Source organism: Pseudomonas sp. Pseusp18, from assembly GCF_059506005.1.
In genome coordinates this window covers 6,652,884-6,674,891 of the sequence record NZ_CP169240.1, presented here as the reverse complement: position 1 = coordinate 6,674,891, position 22,008 = coordinate 6,652,884, and the positions used below count along the sequence as shown (strand labels likewise).

Genomic DNA, 22,008 nt, shown 5'->3' with positions numbered 1-22,008 from the left:
CTTCACTCCCGATGGTCGTGGGTCTGGGTGATACGGCCCTGTTCCACGTGGAACAAAGCGACTGGCGTTTCCGTCTGCCAGCCTTCCCTCAATAATTCGTGATCTACACAGGTGATAAAAACCTGGCAGCGTAAGTCTTCCAGCAAGCGGCAAAGCGCGCGACGGTGGTGCTCGTCCAGTTCGGACGGCAAGTCATCCACCAGATAAATACACTGGCCGCGTCGGGCCTGGCTGACCAAGTGCCCTTGGGCAATCCGCAATGCACAGACCACCAACTTCTGCTGACCACGGGACAAAATATCCGCGGCGTTATGTGCGCCTAATCGGAGACGCAAATCAGCCCGTTGTGGTCCGGCCTGGGTATGACCCATTTGCTGATCCCGCTGAAGGGATCCAGCGAGCACTGCACTCAACTCACGGTCTTTGTCCCAGCCTCGGTAATAGCTGAGCGTCAAGCCCTCAAGCTCAACCAGTTCGCTCAAGGTCTGTTCAAAGACTGGTTTCAAGGCTTTGATGTAAGCGCGGCGGTATTCATCTATTTCATCGCTGGCCTGGCACAGTTCCCTGTCCCAAACCGCTTGCGAAACGGCGTCAAGTGTACCATGCCGCAGCCAAGAGTTTCTCTGGCGCAAGGCCTTCTGCAAGCGCTGCCACGTAGACATGAATCGCGGTTCCACGTGGAACACACCCCAGTCGAGAAACTGCCGGCGAATCTTCGGCGCGCCTTCCAGCAGGCGGAAGCTGTCCGGGTTGATCAACTGCAGCGGCAGGATCTCCGCCAGTTGTGCCGCACTACGGGCGTTCTGCCCGTCGATACGGATCTGGAACTCTCCCTGACGATCGCGAGATATCCCCAATGCGCTGTGCCCACCCTCGGCCAATTCGACCTGGCCAAATACTGTGCACGCCAATTGTTCGTACTGAATAACCGGCAACAGGCGGGTGCTACGAAACGAACGGGCAAGCCCCAGCAGATGAATGGCTTCCAGAACACTGGTTTTGCCGCTGCCGTTGGCGCCGTAAAGAATGTTGATTCGGGGGGAGGGGGAGAAGGTCACCGGGTGCAGATTGCGCACCGCGGTGACCGAGACGCGACTTAAGGACATCTAGCTTCTGCTGAGCATGATTACAGACGCATCGGCATGACAACGTAAGCCGAGTCGTCGTTGTCGGACTCTTGCACCAGCGCACTGCTGTTGGAGTCGGACAGGATCAGGCGAACCTGCTCGGTGGTCATCACGCCCAATACGTCGAGCAGATAGCTCACGTTGAAGCCGATTTCCAGAGAGCCGCCGTTGTACTCAACGCCCACTTCTTCTTCCGCTTCCTCTTGCTCCGGGTTGTTCGCCTGGATCTTCAGCTGACCGTTGGCCAGCTGCAGACGGATGCCGCGGTACTTCTCGTTGGACAGAATCGCGGTACGGCTGAACGCTTCACGCAGGGCCTGGCGATCGCCGAGTACCAGCTTGTCGCCACCTTTAGGCAGAACACGCTCGTAGTCAGGGAATTTACCGTCGACCAGTTTCGAGGTGAAGGTGAACTCGCCGGTGGTAGCACGGATGTGGTGCTGGCCCAGCACGATGCTGACGTTGCCGTCCGGTTCGGTCAGCAGACGCGCCAGTTCCAGAATACCTTTGCGTGGCACGATGACCTGATGACGATCCGGCTGACCGATATCGGCCTGCATCGAGCACATGGCCAGACGGTGACCGTCGGTCGCCACGGCGCGGATGATCCCGGCCGAGACTTCCAGCAGCATGCCGTTGAGGTAGTAACGCACGTCCTGCTGCGCCATGGCGAAGCTGGTGCGTTCGATCAGGCGACGCAGTTTGCTTTGCTCCAGGCTGCAGGTCAGCGAACCCGGGCCTTCTTCCACCGTCGGGAAGTCATTGGCCGGCAGGGTCGACAGGGTGAAGCGGCTACGGCCGGCCTTCACCACAAGCTTCTGCTCGTCGACCTTGATGTCGATCAGCGCATCGTTCGGCAAGCTCTTGCAGATGTCCATCAGCTTGCGCGCAGGCACAGTGATGGAACCCGGGTCTGCAGGCTCTTCGAGTTGCACACGACCGACCAGCTCGACTTCCAGGTCGGTACCGGTCAGCGACAGTTGCTGGCCTTCGACAACCAGCAGCACGTTGGAAAGCACCGGCAAGGTCTGTCGGCGCTCGACGACGCCTGCGACCAGTTGCAGGGGTTTCAACAGGGCTTCGCGTTGAATGGTGAAATGCATGGTCTAGTCCCTTGCCTTAATAAGCTGCGCTGGTGTTCATCAAGTGGTCAGTGTACGCAGCAGGTTCTTGTAGTCCTCGCGGATGTCCGCGTCGGATTCCTTAAGCTCGTTGATCTTGCGGCAGGCGTGCAAAACAGTCGTGTGGTCGCGGCCGCCAAACACATCGCCGATTTCCGGCAGGCTGTGGTTGGTCAATTCCTTGGACAACGCCATAGCGACCTGACGCGGACGTGCTACCGAGCGTGAACGACGCTTGGACAGCAGGTCGGAGATCTTGATCTTGTAATACTCAGCGACAGTGCGCTGAATGTTATCCACAGAGACCAGTTTATCTTGCAACGCCAACAAGTCTTTCAGGGATTCGCGAATCAACTCGATGGTGATGTCGCGGCCCATGAAGTGCGAGTGGGCGATCACGCGTTTAAGCGCGCCTTCCAGCTCACGGACGTTGGAGCGAATACGCTGGGCGATGAAGAATGCCGCGTCGTGTGGCAGATCGACTTTGGCCTGGTCGGCCTTTTTCATCAGGATCGCTACGCGGGTTTCCAGCTCCGGCGGCTCGACGGCAACCGTCAGGCCCCAGCCAAAGCGGGATTTGAGGCGTTCTTCAAGGCCTTCGATTTCTTTCGGATAGCGGTCACTGGTGAGAATGACCTGCTGGCCACCTTCGAGCAGGGCGTTGAAGGTGTGGAAAAACTCTTCCTGCGAACGTTCCTTGCGAGCGAAGAACTGAATGTCATCGATCAGCAACGCATCCACCGAACGGTAGAAGCGCTTGAACTCGTTGATCGCGTTCAACTGCAGCGCCTTGACCATGTCGGCCACGAAACGCTCCGAATGCAGGTACACGACCTTGGCATTCGGGTTCTTCTTTAATAGGTGGTTACCCACAGCGTGCATCAAGTGGGTTTTACCCAAACCGACGCCGCCATAAAGGAAGAGCGGGTTGTAACCGTGTTTAGGGTTGTCCGCCACCTGCCAGGCCGCAGCCCGTGCCAGTTGGTTGGACTTACCTTCGACGAAGTTCTCGAAGGTGAATGTGCGGTTCAGGTAGCTGGTGTGCTTGAGCGCACCTTCGACCTGCACCGTGCGCTGCTCGGAACGAACCGGGGCCTGTTGCGAACTGGCGCCGGCCATAGGGTCGAAGCTGTCGCGGGACGGCTCTTCACTGACCTCGGCAACTTTTTGCGTCGAACGCTTGGTCGGTGCCGCTGCCGGAGCAGGGGCTGGAGCGCTGACCGGTGCGGCCGCCGCCTGAGCCTGGGACGCCGCAGCGGCCAACGGGGCATTGGGTGCCGCACGCGGTGCCGAACTGCGTTTGCTGCCTATTAATAAGGAAAGCGCCGGCGCCATGCCATTGCCGTGCTCATCCAGCAGTTCAAGGACGCGGCCCAGGTACTTTTCGTTGACCCAGTCGAGAACAAAACGATTCGGTGCGTAGACACGCAACTCGTCGCCTTCGGCTTCGACCTGTAGCGGGCGGATCCAAGTGTTGAATTGTTGGGCAGGCAGCTCATCGCGCAAAAGCTCCACGCACTGCTGCCAAAGTTCCACTGACACGGATATCCCCTAAGTTGAAAGCCGGTGAGGCAAAAACAAGCGGTCATTGTAGCGGCCAGACGCCCACTTATCCACATGCAGGTTGCGCACAGGGCATGAATTATCAACGCGTTAACCCTCAAAAAGAAGACCAACGGTATGTGCATAAGCTCTGTGGATAACCGCCCATGAGGGCACTGGACAAGTGGGGGCGAAACTCGGTGGATAACCTGCCTGTGGATAACTGACCTTTCCACACACAGCTTATCCGATAGCGCAGCACAGGCTGATCACCGTTTTCCACTGTAGTTGTCATTCTCTGTACATCACGGTTTTTAAGGGCTTAAGGCAGTTATCCACAGATGATCGCATGCCTAGCTTTTACAAGCTTTACAGAAAAGCTTTAAATAATTCCCTTCTTTATTTCTATATCTAGCGAACGACCTGCGGACGAGCAAATCCTCTGGAGATCTATTTATAAGGAAACGTTGGTTGGAAATTGACCTAGAGGCTTGCTTTCTCTAGAATCCCCGGTCTCTTAAAACGGGGGCCATTCCGGCCCGTTGTGGACGAACCAGGTAACACGACAATGAAACGTACTTTCCAACCAAGCACTATCAAACGCGCTCGTACCCACGGTTTCCGTGCTCGCATGGCTACCAAGAACGGTCGTGCCGTCCTGTCGCGTCGTCGCGCCAAAGGTCGTGCGCGTCTGGCAGTTTGATAATCCGGCACTGGAGGTGAGTCAGGACTTCAGTCGGGATAAGCGTCTGCTTACTCCCCGGCATTTCAAGGCAGTCTTTGACTCCCCTACCGGCAAGGTTCCGGGGAAAAATCTCCTGCTCCTTGCGCGCAATAACGATCTTGATCACCCCCGTCTCGGGCTGGTTATCGGGAAAAAGAGCGTAAAGCTCTCCGTCGAGCGCAATCGCCTCAAACGTCTGATGCGCGAATCGTTTCGCCTGAACCAGGATTCACTGGTCGGTTGGGACATTGTTATCGTCGCGCGCAAAGGTTTGGGTGACGTAGAAAACCCCGAATTGATTCAGCATTTCGGCAAACTCTGGAAACGTCTGGCACGCAGCAAGCCGGTACCAGCAGTCAAAGCCGAAACTGTAGGGGTAGACAGTCCCGATGCGTAAACTGGCACTCGTTCCGATCCAGTTTTATCGCTATGCCATTAGTCCCCTGATGGCCAATCACTGTCGTTTCTACCCCAGTTGTTCCTGCTACGCGTTAGAAGCCATAGAAAATCATGGCCTTCTGCGCGGTGGCTGGCTGACCTTTCGTCGTTTAGGTCGCTGTCATCCGTGGAATCCCGGTGGTTATGACCCGGTTCCACCTATCCCTACCTCCCGTTCTTCTTCGATGGCCGAGTAATCATGGATATCAAACGCACGATCCTGATCGTCGCCCTGGCAATCGTGTCCTACGTTATGGTTCTTAAATGGAACCAGGACTATGGCCAGGCTGCCCTGCCGACTCAGAATGTTGCTTCCAGTACTACCGCACCGGGTCTACCGGATACGGCGACTGGCAATAATGCTTCCGCCAGTGACGACATCCCGCGCGCCGCAAGCGATACCAGTGCAACTGCACCTGCTGAAACGCCAGTGGCTGCAAGCAAAGACCTCATCCAGATCAAAACGGATGTGCTCAACCTGGCTATCGATCCACAAGGTGGTGATGTTGCCCAGTTGACGCTGCCGCTGTATCCACGTCGCCAGGACCATCCGGAAATTCCATTCCAGCTGTTCGATAACGGCAACGAGCGGACTTATCTGGCTCAGAGCGGCCTGATCGGCACCAACGGTCCGGACGCAAGTCCTGCCGGTCGTCCGGTTTACTCCTCCGAGAAGAAGATTTATCAACTGGCTGACGGTCAGGACCAATTGGTCGTGGACCTGAAGTTCAGCAAGGACGGCGTCAACTACATCAAGCGTTTCACCCTGAAACGTGGCCTGTATGACGTAACCGTTTCCTACCTGATCGACAACCAGAGCGCTCAGCCCTGGTCCGGTGCAATGTTCGCGCAACTGAAGCGTGATGCCAGTTCCGATCCTTCTTCCAGCACTGCCACCGGCACCGCGACTTACCTGGGCGCCGCCCTGTGGACAAGTAACGAGCCGTACAAGAAAGTGTCGATGAAGGACATGGACAAGGCTCAGCTGAAAGAAACCGTCAGCGGTGGCTGGGTTGCCTGGTTGCAGCATTACTTCGTGACCGCGTGGATTCCGGCCAAGGGCGAAAACAACGTCGTCCAGACCCGTAAAGACAGCAAAGGCAACTACATCATTGGCTACACCGGTCCTTCTCTGACCGCTGCGCCAGGTGCCAAGGTTGAAACCAGCGCCGTTCTGTACGCAGGTCCAAAAAGCCAGGCTGTCCTGAAACAGTTGTCCCCAGGCCTGGAACTGACCGTCGACTACGGCATTTTGTGGTTCATTGCCCAGCCAATCTTCTGGTTGCTGCAACATATCCACGCACTGGTTGGTAATTGGGGCTTCTCGATCATCTTCCTGACCATGCTGATCAAGGGGATTTTCTTCCCCCTGTCGGCCGCCAGCTACAAATCCATGGCACGCATGCGTGCAGTGGCACCGAAACTGGCCGCGCTGAAAGAGCAACATGGCGAAGACCGGCAGAAAATGTCGCAAGCCATGATGGAGCTGTACAAGAAAGAGAAGATCAATCCACTGGGTGGCTGCTTGCCAATCCTGGTGCAGATGCCGGTTTTCCTTTCGCTGTACTGGGTCCTGCTGGAAAGCGTGGAAATGCGCCAGGCGCCATTCATGCTGTGGATTACTGACCTGTCGATCAAGGATCCGTTCTTCATTCTGCCGATCATCATGGGCGCAACCATGTTCATCCAGCAGCAGTTGAACCCGACACCTCCGGATCCGATGCAGGCCAAGGTGATGAAGCTGATGCCAATCATCTTCACCTTCTTCTTCCTGTGGTTCCCGGCCGGTCTGGTACTGTACTGGGTAGTGAACAACTGCCTGTCGATCGCCCAACAGTGGTACATCACTCGTAAGATCGAAGCGGCTACCAAAGCAGCTGCCTGATTTACACTGTGGATAACCACTCAAAACGCCCCCTAGTGGGGCGTTTTGCTATCTGTCACTTTTGTCTGGATACCGGTTTATGAGCGTTCCTCGTGAAACCATCGCAGCCGTCGCCACCGCTCAAGGTCGCGGCGGTGTGGGCATCGTCCGTATTTCCGGGCCGCTGGCGAGTGTGGCGGCCAAAGCCATCAGCGGCCGCGAACTGAAACCGCGGTTCGCCCATTACGGCCCGTTCCTCAGTGAAAATGAAGAGGTGCTGGACGAAGGCATCGCGCTGTATTTCCCGGGACCGAATTCGTTCACCGGCGAAGATGTGCTGGAGCTGCAGGGCCACGGCGGACCAATCGTCCTGGATATGTTGCTCAAACGCTGCCTGGAACTGGGCTGCCGTCTGGCCCGGCCGGGTGAATTCAGCGAACGCGCCTTCCTCAATGACAAGCTTGACCTGGCTCAGGCCGAAGCCATTGCCGACCTGATCGAGGCGAGTTCTGCACAGGCAGCACGAAATGCCCTGCGTTCGTTGCAAGGGGCGTTTTCCCTGCGTGTGCATAACCTTACCGAGCAACTGATAGGCCTGCGCATTTACGTCGAAGCGGCCATCGACTTCCCTGAAGAAGAAATCGACTTCCTCGCCGATGGCCATGTACTGAGTATGCTGGATAAAGTGCGCGACGAATTATCCACAGTGCTTCGGGAAGCCGGGCAGGGGGCCTTGCTGCGTGACGGCATGACGGTAGTCATTGCCGGCCGGCCGAATGCCGGCAAGTCCAGCCTTCTGAATGCCCTGGCCGGACGTGAAGCCGCGATCGTGACCGAGATTGCCGGCACGACCCGGGATATTCTTCGCGAACATATCCACATCGATGGCATGCCGTTGCATGTGGTCGACACTGCCGGGCTGCGGGATACCGACGATCAGGTCGAGAAAATCGGCGTCGAACGGGCATTGAAAGCTATCGGCGAAGCGGATCGGGTGTTGCTGGTGGTCGATGCCACGGCTCCCGAGGCCCTTGATCCATTTGCCTTGTGGCCTGAATTCCTTGAAACCCGCCCGGATCCGGCAAAAGTGACGCTGATTCGTAACAAGGCAGACCTGACGGGCGAAGCAATTGCCCTGGAAGTCAGTAACGATGGCCACGTCACGATCAGCCTCAGTGCCAGGTCCGCCGGCGAAGGCCTGGAGTTGTTGCGCGAGCATCTCAAGGCCTGCATGGGTTACGAGCAGACCTCTGAAAGCAGCTTCAGTGCTCGCAGGCGTCACCTGGAGGCACTGCGTCACGCGAGTGCGTCCCTCGAACACGGCCGCGCACAGCTGACGTTAGCGGGTGCCGGTGAACTGCTGGCCGAAGATTTGCGGCAAGCCCAGCAGTCTTTGGGCGAGATCACCGGGGCATTCAGCTCCGATGATCTGCTGGGCAGGATCTTTTCCAGCTTCTGCATCGGTAAATAGTCCTTCTGCGTTACCCACAGACAGGCCGTTCTGGCCTGTCTGCTCCCCTTCTTCTGAAATAGCCCTCCGCTCCCGAGCAGATTTTTCTGTTCGGGCAGATTTTCCGTGCCTGGGATTTGTTCGGTCAGCCCTTTTCTGTGGATTAAGCCCTGTGAATAACTGCCGCTAAGGGCAGTTGATAACAAGGCCTCAAAACTGAAGATAACCGCCTCTGTGGATAACCACCCCTTTCATCCACAGGCTTACACCGGTTATCCAAGGGCCTCCTCGGCACATGACCACAGGGTTTTGAATCTCTGTACACATTTAAAATAAAGGCCTGTATGAATCTATCCACAGAAAGGTGGGTCAGTAGAAATAAACATAAAAACAAAGATTTAATAAATTTCTCTCTTTTTAATTTCTATAACCCCGACTTCTCCACAGCTGGTTAAATTTTGTGCAAAGGGTTCTTTAGGAAGGGCGAAGTCCCTATACTTGCCGACCAGGTCCAAGAACCTGAGCTCAAACTATTCCGGATTACCTGACTAAAGCAGGCACGAGGTGCGTGGTGGATTTCCCTTCCCGTTTTGAAGTGATCGTCATCGGCGGCGGTCATGCCGGTACCGAGGCAGCACTTGCATCAGCACGTATGGGGGCAAAAACCCTGTTGCTGACGCATAACGTGGAAACCCTCGGTGCCATGAGCTGCAATCCCGCCATTGGTGGGATCGGCAAAAGCCATCTGGTCAAGGAAATCGATGCCCTGGGTGGCGCGATGGCCATGGCTACCGATAAAGGTGGTATTCAATTTCGCGTATTGAACAGCCGCAAAGGCCCGGCCGTGCGTGCAACTCGCGCCCAGGCAGATCGGGTGCTGTACAAGGCCGCTGTCCGCGAAGCTTTGGAAAACCAGCCGAACCTGTGGATATTTCAACAGGCCGCGGACGACCTGATCGTCGAACAGGAACAAGTGCGCGGCGTTGTCACGCAAATGGGCCTGCGTTTCTTCGCCGACTCCGTGGTGCTGACGACGGGCACCTTCCTCGGTGGACTTATCCACATCGGGATGCAGAATTATTCCGGCGGTCGCGCCGGTGATCCGCCTTCGATTGCCCTGGCTCATCGTCTGCGTGAACTGCCGTTGCGTGTCGGTCGCCTGAAAACCGGTACTCCGCCGCGTATCGACGGTCGGTCTGTGGATTTCTCGGTCATGACCGAGCAAGCCGGTGATACGCCGATCCCGGTAATGTCGTTCATGGGCTCCAAAGAACAGCACCCGAAACAGGTCAGCTGCTGGATCACCCACACCAACGCCCGGACCCACGAAATCATTGCCGCCAACCTCGACCGTTCGCCGATGTATTCCGATGCCGGGTTGATCGAAGGCATCGGCCCACGTTATTGCCCATCGATCGAAGACAAGATCCACCGCTTTGCCGACAAGGAAAGCCACCAGGTCTTCATCGAACCGGAAGGGTTGACCACTCACGAGCTGTACCCGAACGGGATATCCACATCCTTGCCGTTTGACGTGCAATTGCAGATCGTGCAATCGATCCGTGGCATGGAAAACGCGCACATTGTTCGCCCGGGCTATGCCATCGAGTACGACTACTTCGATCCGCGTGACCTGAAGTACAGCCTGGAAACCAAAGTCATCGCCGGTCTGTTCTTCGCCGGGCAGATCAACGGCACCACCGGTTACGAAGAAGCCGGTGCCCAGGGTTTGCTGGCCGGAGCCAACGCCGCGCTGCGAGCCCAGGGCAAAGAAGCCTGGTGCCCGCGTCGCGATGAAGCGTACATCGGCGTTTTGGTTGACGACCTGATTACCCTCGGTACCCAGGAACCGTATCGGATGTTCACATCCCGCGCCGAATACCGTTTGATTCTGCGCGAAGACAACGCCGACCTGCGCCTGACCGAAAAAGGTCGCGAACTGGGTCTGGTGGATGACGCGCGTTGGGCGGCTTTCTGCAAAAAACGCGAAAGCATCAATCTGGAAGAACAACGCCTGAAAAGTACCTGGGTTCGCCCGGGCACCGAACAGGGCGATGCGATTGCCGAGAAGTTCGGCACGCCGCTGACCCACGAATACAATTTGCTCAACCTGCTGAGCCGTCCGGAAATCGACTACGCTGGTCTGATCGCCGTGACTGGCGGGGGCGCAGAAGATCCACAGGTCGCCGAACAGGTCGAAATCAAGACCAAATACGCCGGTTACATCGACCGTCAACAGGATGAAATCGCACGCCTGCGGGCCAGCGAAGACACCAAACTGCCTGTGGATATCGATTACACGAACATCTCCGGTCTCTCCAAGGAGATCCAGAGCAAGCTCGGTGCGACCCGTCCAGAGACTTTGGGCCAGGCGTCGCGTATTCCGGGCGTAACCCCAGCGGCGATTTCGCTGTTGATGATTCATTTGAAAAAACGCGGCGCGGGCCGTCAGTTGGAGCAAAGCGCTTGAGTTCGTTGGTTACCTCGCAACATGCAGAAGAGTTATCCACAGGTGCTCGCCAGCTCGGTGTCACACTGACGGAAGCCCAGCACGCTCAGCTGCTGGGTTATCTGGCCTTGTTGATCAAATGGAACAAGGCTTACAACCTGACCGCCGTGCGCGATCCGGATGAAATGGTCTCCCGTCACCTGCTCGATAGCTTGAGCGTGATGTCGTTCGTCGAAAACGGTCGCTGGCTGGACGTTGGCAGCGGCGGCGGCATGCCGGGTATTCCGTTGGCGATCCTGTTTCCAGAGTCCCAGGTGACCTGTCTGGACAGCAACGGCAAGAAAACCCGCTTCCTGACCCAGGTCAAACTCGAACTCAAACTGGATAACCTGCAAGTTATCCACAGTCGCGTCGAAGCCTTCCAGCCTGAACTGCCATTCAACGGGATCATTTCCCGGGCGTTCAGCAGCATGGAGAACTTCAGCAACTGGACTCGCCATTTGGGCGACGCCGATACACGCTGGCTGGCAATGAAGGGCGTTCATCCCGCCGATGAGCTGGTAGCATTGCCGGCAGACTTCCACCTCGATAGCGAACACGCCCTGGCCGTACCCGGTTGCCAAGGCCAACGCCATCTGCTGATACTGCGCCGCACGGCATGATTGGGAACACAAGCAAGAATGGCTAAGGTATTCGCGATAGCGAACCAAAAGGGTGGTGTGGGCAAGACCACCACCTGCATCAACCTCGCAGCTTCCCTGGTCGCTACCAAGCGTCGGGTGCTGTTGATCGATCTTGATCCACAGGGCAACGCCACCATGGGTAGCGGTGTGGATAAACACGGCCTGGAAAACTCGGTCTACGATCTGTTGATCGGTGAATGTGATCTGGCCCAGGCCATGCACTATTCCGAACACGGTGGTTACCAGTTGTTGCCGGCCAACCGCGATCTGACCGCGGCCGAAGTCGTTCTGCTTGAAATGCAGATGAAGGAAAGCCGCCTGCGCAGCGCGTTGGCGCCGATCCGTGAAAACTACGATTACATTTTGATCGACTGCCCGCCATCGCTGTCGATGCTCACGCTCAATGCGCTGGTTGCCGCCGACGGGGTCATTATCCCCATGCAGTGTGAGTACTTCGCACTCGAAGGGTTGAGCGACCTTGTGGATAACATCAAGCGCATTGCCGAACTGCTGAACCCGAACCTGAAAGTCGAAGGCCTGTTGCGGACCATGTACGACCCGCGCCTGAGCCTGATGAACGACGTTTCGGCGCAGCTCAAGGAACACTTTGGCGATCAGCTCTACGACACCGTGATTCCGCGCAACATCCGTCTGGCCGAAGCGCCAAGCTATGGCATGCCGGCGCTGGCGTACGACAAATCATCGCGCGGCGCGATTGCCTATCTGGCATTGGCCGGCGAGATGGTTCGCCGTCAACGTAAAAATTCACGCACCGCCGCTGCCCAGGCAACTTAAGGAATCCCCATGGCCGTCAAGAAACGAGGTCTCGGACGTGGACTGGATGCACTGCTGAGTGGTCCGACTGTCAGCTCGCTGGAAGAACAAGCGGTGCAAGCCGACCAGCGTGAGCTGCAGCACCTGCCCCTGGACCTGATCCAGCGTGGCAAGTACCAGCCACGTCGGGACATGGATCCTCAGGCGCTGGAAGAGCTGGCGCAGTCGATCAAGGCCCAGGGCGTGATGCAGCCGATCGTGGTTCGCCCGATTGGCAGCGGCCGCTTCGAAATCATCGCCGGCGAACGCCGCTGGCGCGCCAGCCAGCAGGCTGGCCAGGAAACCATCCCGGCGATGGTTCGCGATGTGCCGGATGAAACCGCCATCGCCATGGCGCTGATCGAGAATATCCAGCGCGAAGACCTCAATCCAATCGAAGAAGCGGTGGCCTTGCAGCGTTTGCAGCAGGAATTCCAGCTGACTCAGCAACAAGTGGCCGAGGCTGTGGGTAAGTCCCGCGTCACCGTGGCCAACCTGTTGCGCCTGATTTCGTTGCCGGAAGTCATCAAGACCATGCTGTCTCACGGCGACCTGGAAATGGGTCATGCCCGTGCCTTGCTGGGTTTACCGGAAAACCAACAGGTTGAAGGGGCGCGACATGTTGTCGCACGGGGGCTGACTGTGCGCCAGACTGAAGCACTGGTTCGCCAGTGGTTGAGTGGCAAACCGGAGCCTGTGGAACCGGCAAAACCGGATCCGGATATCGCCCGGCTCGAGCAGCGCCTGGCCGAGCGCCTAGGCTCTGCGGTGCAGATCCGCCACGGAAAGAAGGGTAAGGGGCAGTTGGTGATCGGCTACAACTCTCTTGATGAACTTCAAGGTGTGCTCGCACACATCCGCTGAAACAATTCCTCTTGTAGCGTGAAGTCGGAAATCACTACCTGACAGTTGAATAGGGGCAGAACCGCCCCTATACTCTGCGCGCATTTTGTCGGCACAAATTATGCCAAGTTATTGAATTTCGGCAGCCGACCATTGGGGAGCAAAAGTGATGGAAAACCGCACGCCAGACCGCTTGCCTTTCCATCGATTGGCTGTTTTTCCGGTGTTAATGGCTCAACTTGTCGTTTTGCTGATTGCCGCTTTGGCGCTCTGGCGATGGTATGGAGTCGTTGCCGGGTACTCAGGACTTTGCGGAGGCCTGATAGCCTTGCTTCCCAATATTTATTTCGCTCACAGGGCATTTCGGTTTTCCGGCGCCCGAGCAGCTCAAGCCATCGTCCGGTCTTTTTATGCTGGCGAGGCGGGCAAACTGATTTTGACGGCAGTGCTGTTTGCATTGACGTTTGCAGGTGTGAAGCCATTGGCGCCGTTAGCAGTATTCGGCGTCTTCGTGCTGACCCAACTGGTCAGCTGGTTCGCTCCCCTGCTTATGAGAACAAGACTTTCGAGACCTTAGGGCGTTTGAGGCAACCATGGCAGAAACAACCGCTTCGGGCTATATCCAGCACCACTTGCAGAACCTGACCTTCGGTCAGCTACCCAACGGCGGCTGGGGCTTTGCCCACTCCGCAGCAGAAGCCAAGGAAATGGGCTTCTGGGCTTTCCACGTCGATACCCTCGGCTGGTCGGTCGCATTGGGTCTGATCTTCGTTCTTCTTTTCCGCATGGCGGCAAAGAAGGCGACTACCGGTGTACCTGGTGCTTTGCAGAACTTCGTTGAAGTATTGGTCGAATTCGTCGATGGCAGCGTGAAAGACAGCTTCCATGGCCGTAGCCCGGTGGTTGCACCACTGGCACTGACCATCTTCGTCTGGGTGTTCCTGATGAACGCCATCGACCTGGTACCGGTCGACTGGATTCCTCAGCTGGCCATCCTGATCTCCGGCGACCACCACATCCCGTTCCGCGCTGTGTCGACCACCGACCCGAACGCTACTTTGGCCATGGCCTTCACGGTGTTTGCGCTGATCATTTTCTACAGCATCAAGATCAAGGGCCTCGGCGGCTTCATTGGCGAGCTGACCCTGCACCCGTTCGGCAGCAAGAACATCTTTGTTCAGGCGCTGCTGATTCCGGTGAACTTCCTGCTGGAATTCGTGACCCTGATCGCCAAGCCGATCTCCCTGGCTCTGCGTCTGTTCGGCAACATGTATGCCGGTGAGCTGGTGTTCATTCTGATCGCTGTGATGTTCGGCAGTGGTCTGCTCTGGCTGAGCGGCCTGGGCGTAGTTCTGCAGTGGGCGTGGGCTGTGTTCCACATCCTGATCATCACCCTGCAGGCATTTATCTTCATGATGCTGACCATCGTTTACCTGTCGATGGCGCACGAAGAGAACCATTAAGACCAGTCTCGACTGGTCTGATGTCCCACCCGGTCAAACGGGTGGGTGCCCTAACAGGGCTATGAAACGATTTGTTTTACCGCTTTAAAATCTAAAAAACCTAAACCATACGACGTAAAAGTCGGGAGGAAAGATGGAAACTGTAGTTGGTCTAACCGCTATCGCTGTTGCACTGTTGATCGGCCTGGGCGCACTGGGTACCGCAATTGGTTTCGGCCTGCTGGGCGGCAAGTTCCTGGAAGGCGCAGCGCGTCAGCCAGAAATGGTTCCAATGCTGCAAGTTAAAATGTTCATCGTTGCCGGTCTGCTCGACGCCGTAACCATGATCGGTGTTGGTATCGCTCTGTTCTTCACCTTTGCGAACCCGTTCGTTGGTCAGATCGCTGGCTAATTACTCGGATCTTCCGGGTAATTTGGTGTGATGGACAACGTAACTGCGAGGTGTTGGCGTGAACATTAATGCGACCCTGATTGGCCAGTCCGTTGCGTTCCTGATTTTTGTACTGTTCTGCATGAAGTTCGTATGGCCTCCGGTCATTGCGGCTCTGCACGAACGTCAAAAGAAGATCGCTGATGGTCTGGACGCTGCCAGCCGAGCAGCTCGCGACCTGGAGTTGGCCCAAGAGAAAGCGGGTCAGCAACTGCGCGAAGCGAAAGCTCAGGCAGCTGAAATCATCGAGCAAGCCAAGAAACGCGGTAATCAGATTGTCGAAGAGGCTGTTGAAAAAGCCCGTATCGACGCTGACCGTGTGAAGGTTCAGGCTCAGGCCGAGATCGAACAGGAACTGAACAGTGTCAAAGACGCGCTGCGTGCCCAAGTGGGCTTGCTGGCAGTCGGCGGCGCCGAGAAGATCCTGGGTGCCACAATCGATCAAAACGCGCACGCAGAGCTGGTTAACCAACTGGCTGCTGAAATCTAAGCGAGGGCGATCATGGCAGAACTGACCACGTTGGCCCGACCTTACGCTAAGGCGGCCTTCGAGCACGCTCAGGCCCACCAGCAACTGGCCAATTGGTCAGCCATGCTCGGCCTGGCAGCACTGGTGTCGGAAGACGACACCATGCAGCGCGTGCTCAAGGCCCCGCGACTGACGAGCGCAGAAAAGGCCGCCACGTTTATTGACGTGTGCGGCGACAAGTTTGATGCCAAGGCACAGAACTTCATTCACGTCGTTGCCGAAAACGACCGTCTCCCGCTTCTGCCGGAGATCGCCGCTCTGTTTGACCTGTACAAGGCCGAACAAGAGAAATCGGTAGACGTGGAAGTAACCAGTGCTTTTGCATTGAACCAAGAACAGCAAGACAAACTCGCCAAGGTTCTCAGTGCACGACTCAACCGGGAAGTGCGCCTGCAAGTTGCGGAGGACGCTGCCCTTATTGGTGGTGTCGTCATCCGCGCCGGCGACCTGGTTATCGATGGCTCGATTCGCGGCAAAATCGCGAAACTTGCCGAAGCATTGAAATCTTGAGTTTGAAGGGGCAGCAGAGCAATGCAGCAACTCAATCCTTCCGAAATAAGTGAAATTATCAAGGGCCGCATCGACAAGCTCGATGTGACCTCCCAAGCCCGTAACGAAGGCACTGTCGTCAGCGTATCTGACGGTATCGTGCGGATTCACGGTCTGGCCGACGTAATGTACGGCGAGATGATCGAGTTTCCGGGCGGCGTCTTCGGTATGGCCCTCAACCTGGAGCAAGACTCCGTAGGTGCCGTTGTATTGGGCGCATACCAGTCTTTGGCTGAAGGCATGAGCGCCAAGTGCACTGGCCGCATCCTCGAAGTTCCGGTTGGTAAGGAACTGCTGGGTCGCGTAGTCGACGCACTGGGTAACCCTGTTGACGGCAAAGGTCCACTGGGCAACACCGAGACCGACGCGGTCGAGAAAGTTGCTCCAGGCGTGATCTGGCGTAAGTCGGTAGACCAGCCTGTACAGACTGGCTACAAGGCTGTCGATGCCATGATCCCTGTCGGCCGTGGCCAGCGTGAGCTGATCATCGGTGACCGTCAGATCGGTAAAACCGCTCTGGCGATCGACGCGATCATCAACCAGAAAGACAGCGGCATTTTCTGCGTCTACGTAGCCATCGGTCAGAAGCAATCGACCATCGCCAACGTGGTTCGCAAGCTGGAAGAAAACGGCGCCCTGGCCAACACGATCATCGTGGCTGCCAGTGCTTCGGAATCTCCTGCGCTGCAATTCCTGGCACCGTACTCCGGTTGCACCATGGGTGAATTCTTCCGCGACCGCGGTGAAGATGCGCTGATCGTTTATGACGATCTGTCCAAGCAAGCAGTGGCTTATCGCCAGATTTCCCTGCTGCTGCGCCGTCCACCAGGCCGTGAAGCTTACCCAGGCGACGTGTTCTATCTCCACTCCCGTCTGCTGGAGCGCGCATCCCGCGTTTCGGAAGAGTACGTAGAGAAGTTCACCAACGGCGCAGTGACCGGCAAAACCGGTTCCCTGACCGCACTGCCGATCATCGAAACCCAGGCTGGCGACGTTTCCGCGTTCGTTCCGACCAACGTGATTTCCATCACCGACGGTCAGATCTTCCTGGAATCGGCCATGTTCAACTCGGGCATCCGTCCTGCAGTGAACGCCGGTGTTTCGGTATCCCGTGTGGGTGGTGCCGCTCAGACCAAGATCATCAAGAAGCTGTCCGGTGGTATCCGTACCGCTCTGGCTCAGTACCGTGAACTGGCGGCATTCGCCCAGTTCGCTTCTGACCTGGACGAAGCGACCCGTAAGCAACTTGAGCATGGTCAGCGCGTTACCGAGCTGATGAAGCAGAAGCAATACGCACCAATGTCGATCGCTGACATGGCGCTGTCGCTGTATGCCGCTGAGCGTGGGTTCCTGACTGACGTTGAAATCGCCAAGATCGGCAGCTTCGAACAAGCGCTGATTGCTTTCTTCAACCGCGATCACGCCGACTTGATGGCGAAGATCAACGTGAAAGGTGACTTCAATGACGAAATCGACGCTGGCATGAAAGCCGGTATCGAGAAGTTCAAGGCCACCCAAACCTGGTAAGCCGCAGCGGGAGCCGCAAGGCTCCCGCTTGCTAACCTGATAGGTGTTACATGGCAGGCGCAAAAGAGATTCGCAGTAAGATTGCGAGCATCAAAAGCACGCAAAAGATTACCAGCGCCATGGAAAAAGTGGCGGTCAGCAAAATGCGCAAGGCACAAATGCGCATGGCTGCTAGCCGTCCTTATGCGGAGCGCATCCGCCAGGTTATTGGCCATCTGGCCAACGCTAACCCGGAATATCGCCACCCGTTCATGATCGACCGTGAAGTAAAGCGCGTTGGTTATGTCGTAGTGAGCAGTGACCGTGGTCTGTGTGGTGGCTTGAACACCAACCTGTTCAAGGCCCTGGTCAAGGACATGGCGGTAAACCGCGAAAACGGCGTCGAGATTGATCTGTGTGTCGTTGGTAGCAAGGGTGCGGCCTTTTTCCGCAACTTCGGCGGTAACGTCGTTGCAGCTATCAGCCACCTGGGTGAAGAGCCGTCGATCAATGATTTGATTGGCAGCGTCAAGGTGATGCTGGATGCCTATCTGGACGGCCGTATTGACCGCCTGTCCGTGGTGTCCAACAAGTTCATCAACACCATGACGCAACAGCCTACCGTGGAGCAGTTGATTCCACTGGTGGCAACCCCGGATCAAGAACTCAAGCACCACTGGGACTATCTCTACGAACCGGACGCCAAAGAGCTGCTTGACGGCTTGATGGTCCGTTACGTGGAGTCGCAGGTCTACCAGGCGGTGGTCGAGAACAACGCGGCTGAACAAGCTGCGCGGATGATCGCGATGAAGAACGCTACCGACAACGCCGGTGATTTGATCAGCGATTTGCAGCTGGTCTACAACAAGGCGCGTCAGGCTGCGATCACCCAAGAGATCTCGGAAATCGTCGGCGGCGCTGCCGCGGTTTAACGGTTCAAATATTCAGAGGATCCAGCTATGAGTAGCGGACGTATCGTTCAAATCATCGGCGCCGTTATCGACGTGGAATTTCCACGCGACAGCGTACCGAGCATCTACAACGCGCTGAAAGTAGTGAGCGCGGCTGAAACCACTCTGGAAGTTCAGCAACAGCTGGGCGACGGCGTGGTTCGCACCATTGCGATGGGTTCCACAGAGGGCCTGAAACGCGGTCTGGAAGTTACCGATTCTGGCGCAGCCATCTCCGTACCGGTCGGTAAAGCGACCCTGGGCCGGATCATGGACGTCCTCGGTAACCCGATCGACGAAGCTGGTCCGATCGACACCGAAGAGCGTTGGGGCATTCACCGCCCAGCACCTTCGTTCGCTGAACAGGCAGGCGGCAACGACCTGCTGGAAACCGGCATCAAGGTTATCGACCTGGTTTGCCCGTTTGCCAAAGGCGGTAAAGTCGGTCTGTTCGGTGGTGCCGGTGTAGGCAAGACCGTAAACATGATGGAACTGATCCGTAACATCGCCATCGAGCACAGCGGTTATTCCGTGTTCGCCGGTGTGGGTGAGCGTACTCGTGAGGGTAACGACTTCTACCACGAGATGAAGGATTCCAACGTTCTGGACAAAGTGGCACTGGTTTACGGTCAGATGAACGAGCCGCCGGGTAACCGTCTGCGCGTAGCACTGACCGGCCTGACCATGGCCGAGAAGTTCCGTGACGAAGGTAACGACGTTCTGCTGTTCGTCGACAACATCTATCGTTACACCCTGGCCGGTACTGAAGTATCCGCACTGCTGGGCCGTATGCCTTCGGCAGTAGGTTACCAGCCGACCCTGGCTGAAGAGATGGGCGTTCTGCAAGAACGTATCACTTCGACCAAGGAAGGTTCGATCACTTCGATCCAAGCGGTATACGTACCTGCGGATGACTTGACCGACCCGTCGCCAGCGACCACCTTCGCCCACTTGGACGCTACCGTCGTTCTGTCCCGTGACATCGCTTCCCTGGGTATCTACCCAGCGGTCGATCCACTCGACTCGACTTCGCGCCAGCTGGACCCGAACGTAATCGGCCAGGACCACTACGACACCGCTCGCGGCGTCCAGTACGTGCTGCAGCGTTACAAAGAACTGAAGGACATCATTGCGATCCTGGGTATGGACGAGCTGTCGGAAGCCGACAAGCAGTTGGTAAACCGTGCTCGTAAGATCCAGCGCTTCTTGTCGCAGCCGTTCTTCGTGGCTGAAGTCTTCACCGGTGCATCGGGTAAATACGTTTCCCTGAAAGACACCATTGCTGGCTTCAAAGGCATCCTCAACGGTGACTACGACCACCTGCCAGAACAAGCGTTCTACATGGTTGGCGGCATCGAAGAAGCGATCGAGAAAGCCAAGAAACTGTAATCCCGGCGCCCGGCAACGGGCGCTAATTTAGGTTGAGGCAATCAGATGGCTATGACAGTCCATTGCGATATCGTCAGCGCGGAAGGAGAAATCTTTTCCGGTCTGGTCGAGATGGTGATTGCGCACGGTGCACTGGGTGATCTTGGTATCGCCCTGGGTCACGCGCCGCTGATCACTAATCTGAAGCCAGGTCCGATCCGCCTGGTCAAGCAGGGCGGGGAAGAGGAGGTGTATTACATCTCCGGTGGTTTCCTCGAGGTTCAGCCGAACATGGTCAAGGTTCTTGCCGACACCGTGCAACGCGCTGCCGACCTGGACGAAGCCGCAGCTCTGGAAGCCGTTAAGGCTGCCGAGAAAGCCTTGCATGAGCGAGGCGCGGAATTCGATTACGGTTCTGCTGCCGCACGTCTGGCCGAGGCTGCAGCTCAGCTGCGCACCGTCCAGCAGATCCGCAAGAAGTTCGGCCACTAATCGGCCATCGACTTGTTGCGCGATTGATTAAAAAGGGTAGCCTCGGCTACCCTTTTTTCTTTTTCGATATTCATCATCTGGTCGCAGTTGCTGACCACCCAGGATTGGTAGCCAGTCATGTCCCTTGAAATCGTTATCCTCGCTGCCGGCCAAGGCACTCGCATGCGTTCGGCTTTGCCGAAAGTCCTGCATCCGATTGCCGGTAATTCAATGCTCGGCCATGTTATCCACAGCGCCCGGCAACTTGATCCACAGCGCATCCACGTGGTGATCGGCCATGGTGCCGAAGCGGTGCGCGAGCGTCTGGCCGCCGATGACCTGAATTTCGTCCTGCAGGACCAACAGCTGGGTACCGGTCATGCGGTGGCCCAGGCTGTGCCGTTCATCGAGTCCGATACCGTGCTGATTCTCTACGGTGACGTGCCGTTGATCGAAGTCGAAACCCTGCAACGTTTGCTCAAGCAGGCTGCACCGCAGCAATTGGGTCTGCTGACTGTCGAGCTGGATGACCCGACTGGCTACGGCCGCATTGTCCGTGATGCCGCCGGCAAAGTGACTGCCATCGTCGAGCAGAAAGACGCCAACGCGGCTGAGCGTGCGATCACCGAAGGCAATACCGGCATTCTGGCGGTGCCTTCCCAGCGTTTGGGCGATTGGCTGGGCCGCCTCTCCAACAACAATGCCCAGGGCGAGTACTACCTGACCGACGTGATTGCCATGGCGGTCAGTGATGGTCTGGTGGTGGCCACCGAACAACCCCATGACGCCATGGAAGTGCAGGGCGCCAACGATCGCAAACAACTGGCCGAGCTGGAGCGTCATTATCAACTGCGCGCCGCTCGTCGTTTGATGGCTCAAGGCGTGACCCTGCGAGACCCGACACGTTTCGATGTGCGCGGTGAGGTTACCGTTGGTCGCGATATCCTGATCGACATCAACGTGATTCTCGAGGGCAAAGTGATCATCGAGGACGACGTGGTGATCGGCCCGAACTGCGTGATCAAGGACAGCACCCTGCGCAAAGGCGTGGCGATCAAGGCCAACAGTCATATCGAAGGCGCGATTCTCGGCGAAGGCAGCGATGCCGGCCCGTTCGCTCGTTTGCGTCCCGGCACAGTGCTGGAAGCCCGCGCGCATGTGGGTAACTTTGTTGAACTGAAGAACGCTCACATGGGCGAAGGTGCCAAGGCCGGTCACTTGACGTATCTGGGCGATGCCGAGATCGGTGCGCGCACCAACATTGGCGCCGGCACCATCACCTGCAACTACGACGGTGCCAACAAGTGGAAAACCGTGCTGGGTGAAGATGTGTTCATCGGCTCCAACAATTCGTTGGTGGCGCCTGTGGATATCTCCTCCGGTGCGACCACGGCGGCCGGTTCGACCATTACCCAGAATGTGGATAACGCTCAGTTGGCCGTAGGCCGGGCTCGACAGAAGAACATCGACGGCTGGAAGCGGCCTGAGAAGATCAAGAAGAGTTAAGTTATCCACAGATCAAAAGATCGCAGCCTTCGGCAGCGCCTACAGGGAATTCGTGTTCACTCTGTAGGCGCTGCCGGAGGCTGCGATCTTTTTTTGAGTTATCCACACATCTTTTTTTCTGACGTTGGCTTGACGAAGTTTCGCTGATAGGTTTTGATTGCTTACGTTATCTTTCGAATCGA

Annotated in this window: 22 protein-coding genes; 19 read left to right on the top strand and 3 right to left on the bottom strand. The window is 56.9% G+C overall.

Translation table 11 applies throughout. From position 1 onward, the window contains the following. Window positions 1–2 precede the first annotated feature (2 nt). Genes recF through dnaA form a run of 3 tightly spaced genes read right to left on the bottom strand, consistent with a single transcriptional unit; the run spans window position 3 to window position 3,790 of the window. The gene (recF, locus tag ACEN9A_RS30230) at window positions 3–1,106 is read right to left on the bottom strand and encodes a DNA replication/repair protein RecF (protein WP_018927321.1); all 1,104 of its coding nucleotides are present in this window, start codon (window positions 1,104–1,106) and stop codon (window positions 3–5) included. Between the two features lie 20 nt (window positions 1,107–1,126). Beyond that, the gene (dnaN, locus tag ACEN9A_RS30225) at window positions 1,127–2,230 is read right to left on the bottom strand and encodes a DNA polymerase III subunit beta (protein ID WP_007903001.1); all 1,104 of its coding nucleotides are present in this window, start codon (window positions 2,228–2,230) and stop codon (window positions 1,127–1,129) included. A gap of 39 nt (window positions 2,231–2,269) precedes the next feature. Beyond that, entirely contained in the window at window positions 2,270–3,790 is a 1,521-nt protein-coding gene (dnaA, locus tag ACEN9A_RS30220; RefSeq protein ID WP_007934322.1) for a chromosomal replication initiator protein DnaA, read from the bottom strand. Window positions 3,791–4,358: 568 nt separating this feature from the next. On the opposite strand from dnaA, the gene rpmH reads away from it, so the two are divergent. The 19 genes from rpmH to glmU all read left to right on the top strand — a co-directional run bounded on the left by rpmH (window position 4,359) and on the right by glmU (window position 21,826). Next, window positions 4,359–4,493 (top strand): 50S ribosomal protein L34, encoded by a 135-nt coding sequence (rpmH, locus tag ACEN9A_RS30215; protein WP_003213577.1) that lies wholly within the window; start codon window positions 4,359–4,361, stop codon window positions 4,491–4,493. 16 nt (window positions 4,494–4,509) lie between these two features. Beyond that, window positions 4,510–4,911 carry a ribonuclease P protein component gene (gene rnpA / locus ACEN9A_RS30210; RefSeq protein ID WP_026286513.1) on the top strand — a complete coding sequence of 134 codons (402 nt, stop codon included), beginning with the start codon at window positions 4,510–4,512 and terminating at the stop codon, window positions 4,909–4,911. Continuing rightward, window positions 4,904–5,149 carry a membrane protein insertion efficiency factor YidD gene (gene yidD, locus ACEN9A_RS30205; RefSeq protein WP_003213574.1) on the top strand — a complete coding sequence of 82 codons (246 nt, stop codon included), beginning with the start codon at window positions 4,904–4,906 and terminating at the stop codon, window positions 5,147–5,149. Before rnpA ends, yidD begins: the two co-directional genes overlap by 8 nt. 2 nt (window positions 5,150–5,151) lie before the next feature. Beyond that, window positions 5,152–6,837 (top strand): membrane protein insertase YidC, encoded by a 1,686-nt coding sequence (gene yidC, locus ACEN9A_RS30200; protein WP_018927323.1) that lies wholly within the window; start codon window positions 5,152–5,154, stop codon window positions 6,835–6,837. A 79-nt stretch (window positions 6,838–6,916) separates the two neighbouring features. Continuing rightward, complete coding sequence (gene mnmE / locus ACEN9A_RS30195) at window positions 6,917–8,287, top strand: tRNA uridine-5-carboxymethylaminomethyl(34) synthesis GTPase MnmE (RefSeq protein ID WP_258671783.1); 1,371 nt, start codon at window positions 6,917–6,919, stop codon at window positions 8,285–8,287. A gap of 550 nt (window positions 8,288–8,837) precedes the next feature. After that, the gene (gene mnmG / locus ACEN9A_RS30190) at window positions 8,838–10,736 is read left to right on the top strand and encodes a tRNA uridine-5-carboxymethylaminomethyl(34) synthesis enzyme MnmG (protein ID WP_258671782.1); all 1,899 of its coding nucleotides are present in this window, start codon (window positions 8,838–8,840) and stop codon (window positions 10,734–10,736) included. Further along, window positions 10,733–11,377, top strand: coding sequence for a 16S rRNA (guanine(527)-N(7))-methyltransferase RsmG (rsmG, locus tag ACEN9A_RS30185; protein ID WP_007934329.1), 645 nt, complete (start codon window positions 10,733–10,735; stop codon window positions 11,375–11,377). Before mnmG ends, rsmG begins: the two co-directional genes overlap by 4 nt. Before the next feature lie 18 nt (window positions 11,378–11,395). Continuing rightward, window positions 11,396–12,193, top strand: a complete 798-nt coding sequence (locus ACEN9A_RS30180; RefSeq protein WP_007934331.1) for a ParA family protein — start codon at window positions 11,396–11,398, stop codon at window positions 12,191–12,193. Between the two features lie 9 nt (window positions 12,194–12,202). Beyond that, window positions 12,203–13,075, top strand: coding sequence for a ParB/RepB/Spo0J family partition protein (locus ACEN9A_RS30175; RefSeq protein ID WP_007934333.1), 873 nt, complete (start codon window positions 12,203–12,205; stop codon window positions 13,073–13,075). Window positions 13,076–13,223: 148 nt separating this feature from the next. Further along, entirely contained in the window at window positions 13,224–13,631 is a 408-nt protein-coding gene (locus ACEN9A_RS30170) for a F0F1 ATP synthase subunit I (protein WP_007934335.1), read from the top strand. Window positions 13,632–13,647: 16 nt separating this feature from the next. Further along, complete coding sequence (gene atpB / locus ACEN9A_RS30165) at window positions 13,648–14,517, top strand: F0F1 ATP synthase subunit A (RefSeq protein ID WP_007934337.1); 870 nt, start codon at window positions 13,648–13,650, stop codon at window positions 14,515–14,517. Between the two features lie 133 nt (window positions 14,518–14,650). Further along, window positions 14,651–14,908 (top strand): F0F1 ATP synthase subunit C, encoded by a 258-nt coding sequence (atpE, locus tag ACEN9A_RS30160; RefSeq protein ID WP_003097235.1) that lies wholly within the window; start codon window positions 14,651–14,653, stop codon window positions 14,906–14,908. Between the two features lie 58 nt (window positions 14,909–14,966). Then, on the top strand, window positions 14,967–15,437 hold the full coding sequence (locus tag ACEN9A_RS30155) for a F0F1 ATP synthase subunit B (protein ID WP_008064601.1): 471 nt from the start codon (window positions 14,967–14,969) through the stop codon (window positions 15,435–15,437). A 12-nt stretch (window positions 15,438–15,449) separates the two neighbouring features. Then, on the top strand, window positions 15,450–15,986 hold the full coding sequence (locus ACEN9A_RS30150) for a F0F1 ATP synthase subunit delta (RefSeq protein ID WP_019580345.1): 537 nt from the start codon (window positions 15,450–15,452) through the stop codon (window positions 15,984–15,986). A 21-nt stretch (window positions 15,987–16,007) separates the two neighbouring features. After that, entirely contained in the window at window positions 16,008–17,552 is a 1,545-nt protein-coding gene (gene atpA, locus ACEN9A_RS30145) for a F0F1 ATP synthase subunit alpha (protein ID WP_007934342.1), read from the top strand. A gap of 50 nt (window positions 17,553–17,602) precedes the next feature. Beyond that, complete coding sequence (atpG, locus tag ACEN9A_RS30140) at window positions 17,603–18,463, top strand: F0F1 ATP synthase subunit gamma (protein WP_007934344.1); 861 nt, start codon at window positions 17,603–17,605, stop codon at window positions 18,461–18,463. A gap of 27 nt (window positions 18,464–18,490) precedes the next feature. Beyond that, window positions 18,491–19,870, top strand: a complete 1,380-nt coding sequence (gene atpD / locus ACEN9A_RS30135) for a F0F1 ATP synthase subunit beta (protein WP_007911961.1) — start codon at window positions 18,491–18,493, stop codon at window positions 19,868–19,870. Window positions 19,871–19,915: 45 nt separating this feature from the next. After that, window positions 19,916–20,341, top strand: coding sequence for a F0F1 ATP synthase subunit epsilon (locus ACEN9A_RS30130; RefSeq protein ID WP_007985046.1), 426 nt, complete (start codon window positions 19,916–19,918; stop codon window positions 20,339–20,341). A gap of 117 nt (window positions 20,342–20,458) precedes the next feature. Further along, window positions 20,459–21,826 carry a bifunctional UDP-N-acetylglucosamine diphosphorylase/glucosamine-1-phosphate N-acetyltransferase GlmU gene (glmU, locus tag ACEN9A_RS30125; RefSeq protein ID WP_258671777.1) on the top strand — a complete coding sequence of 456 codons (1,368 nt, stop codon included), beginning with the start codon at window positions 20,459–20,461 and terminating at the stop codon, window positions 21,824–21,826. The last annotated feature ends 182 nt before the right edge of the window (window positions 21,827–22,008 follow it).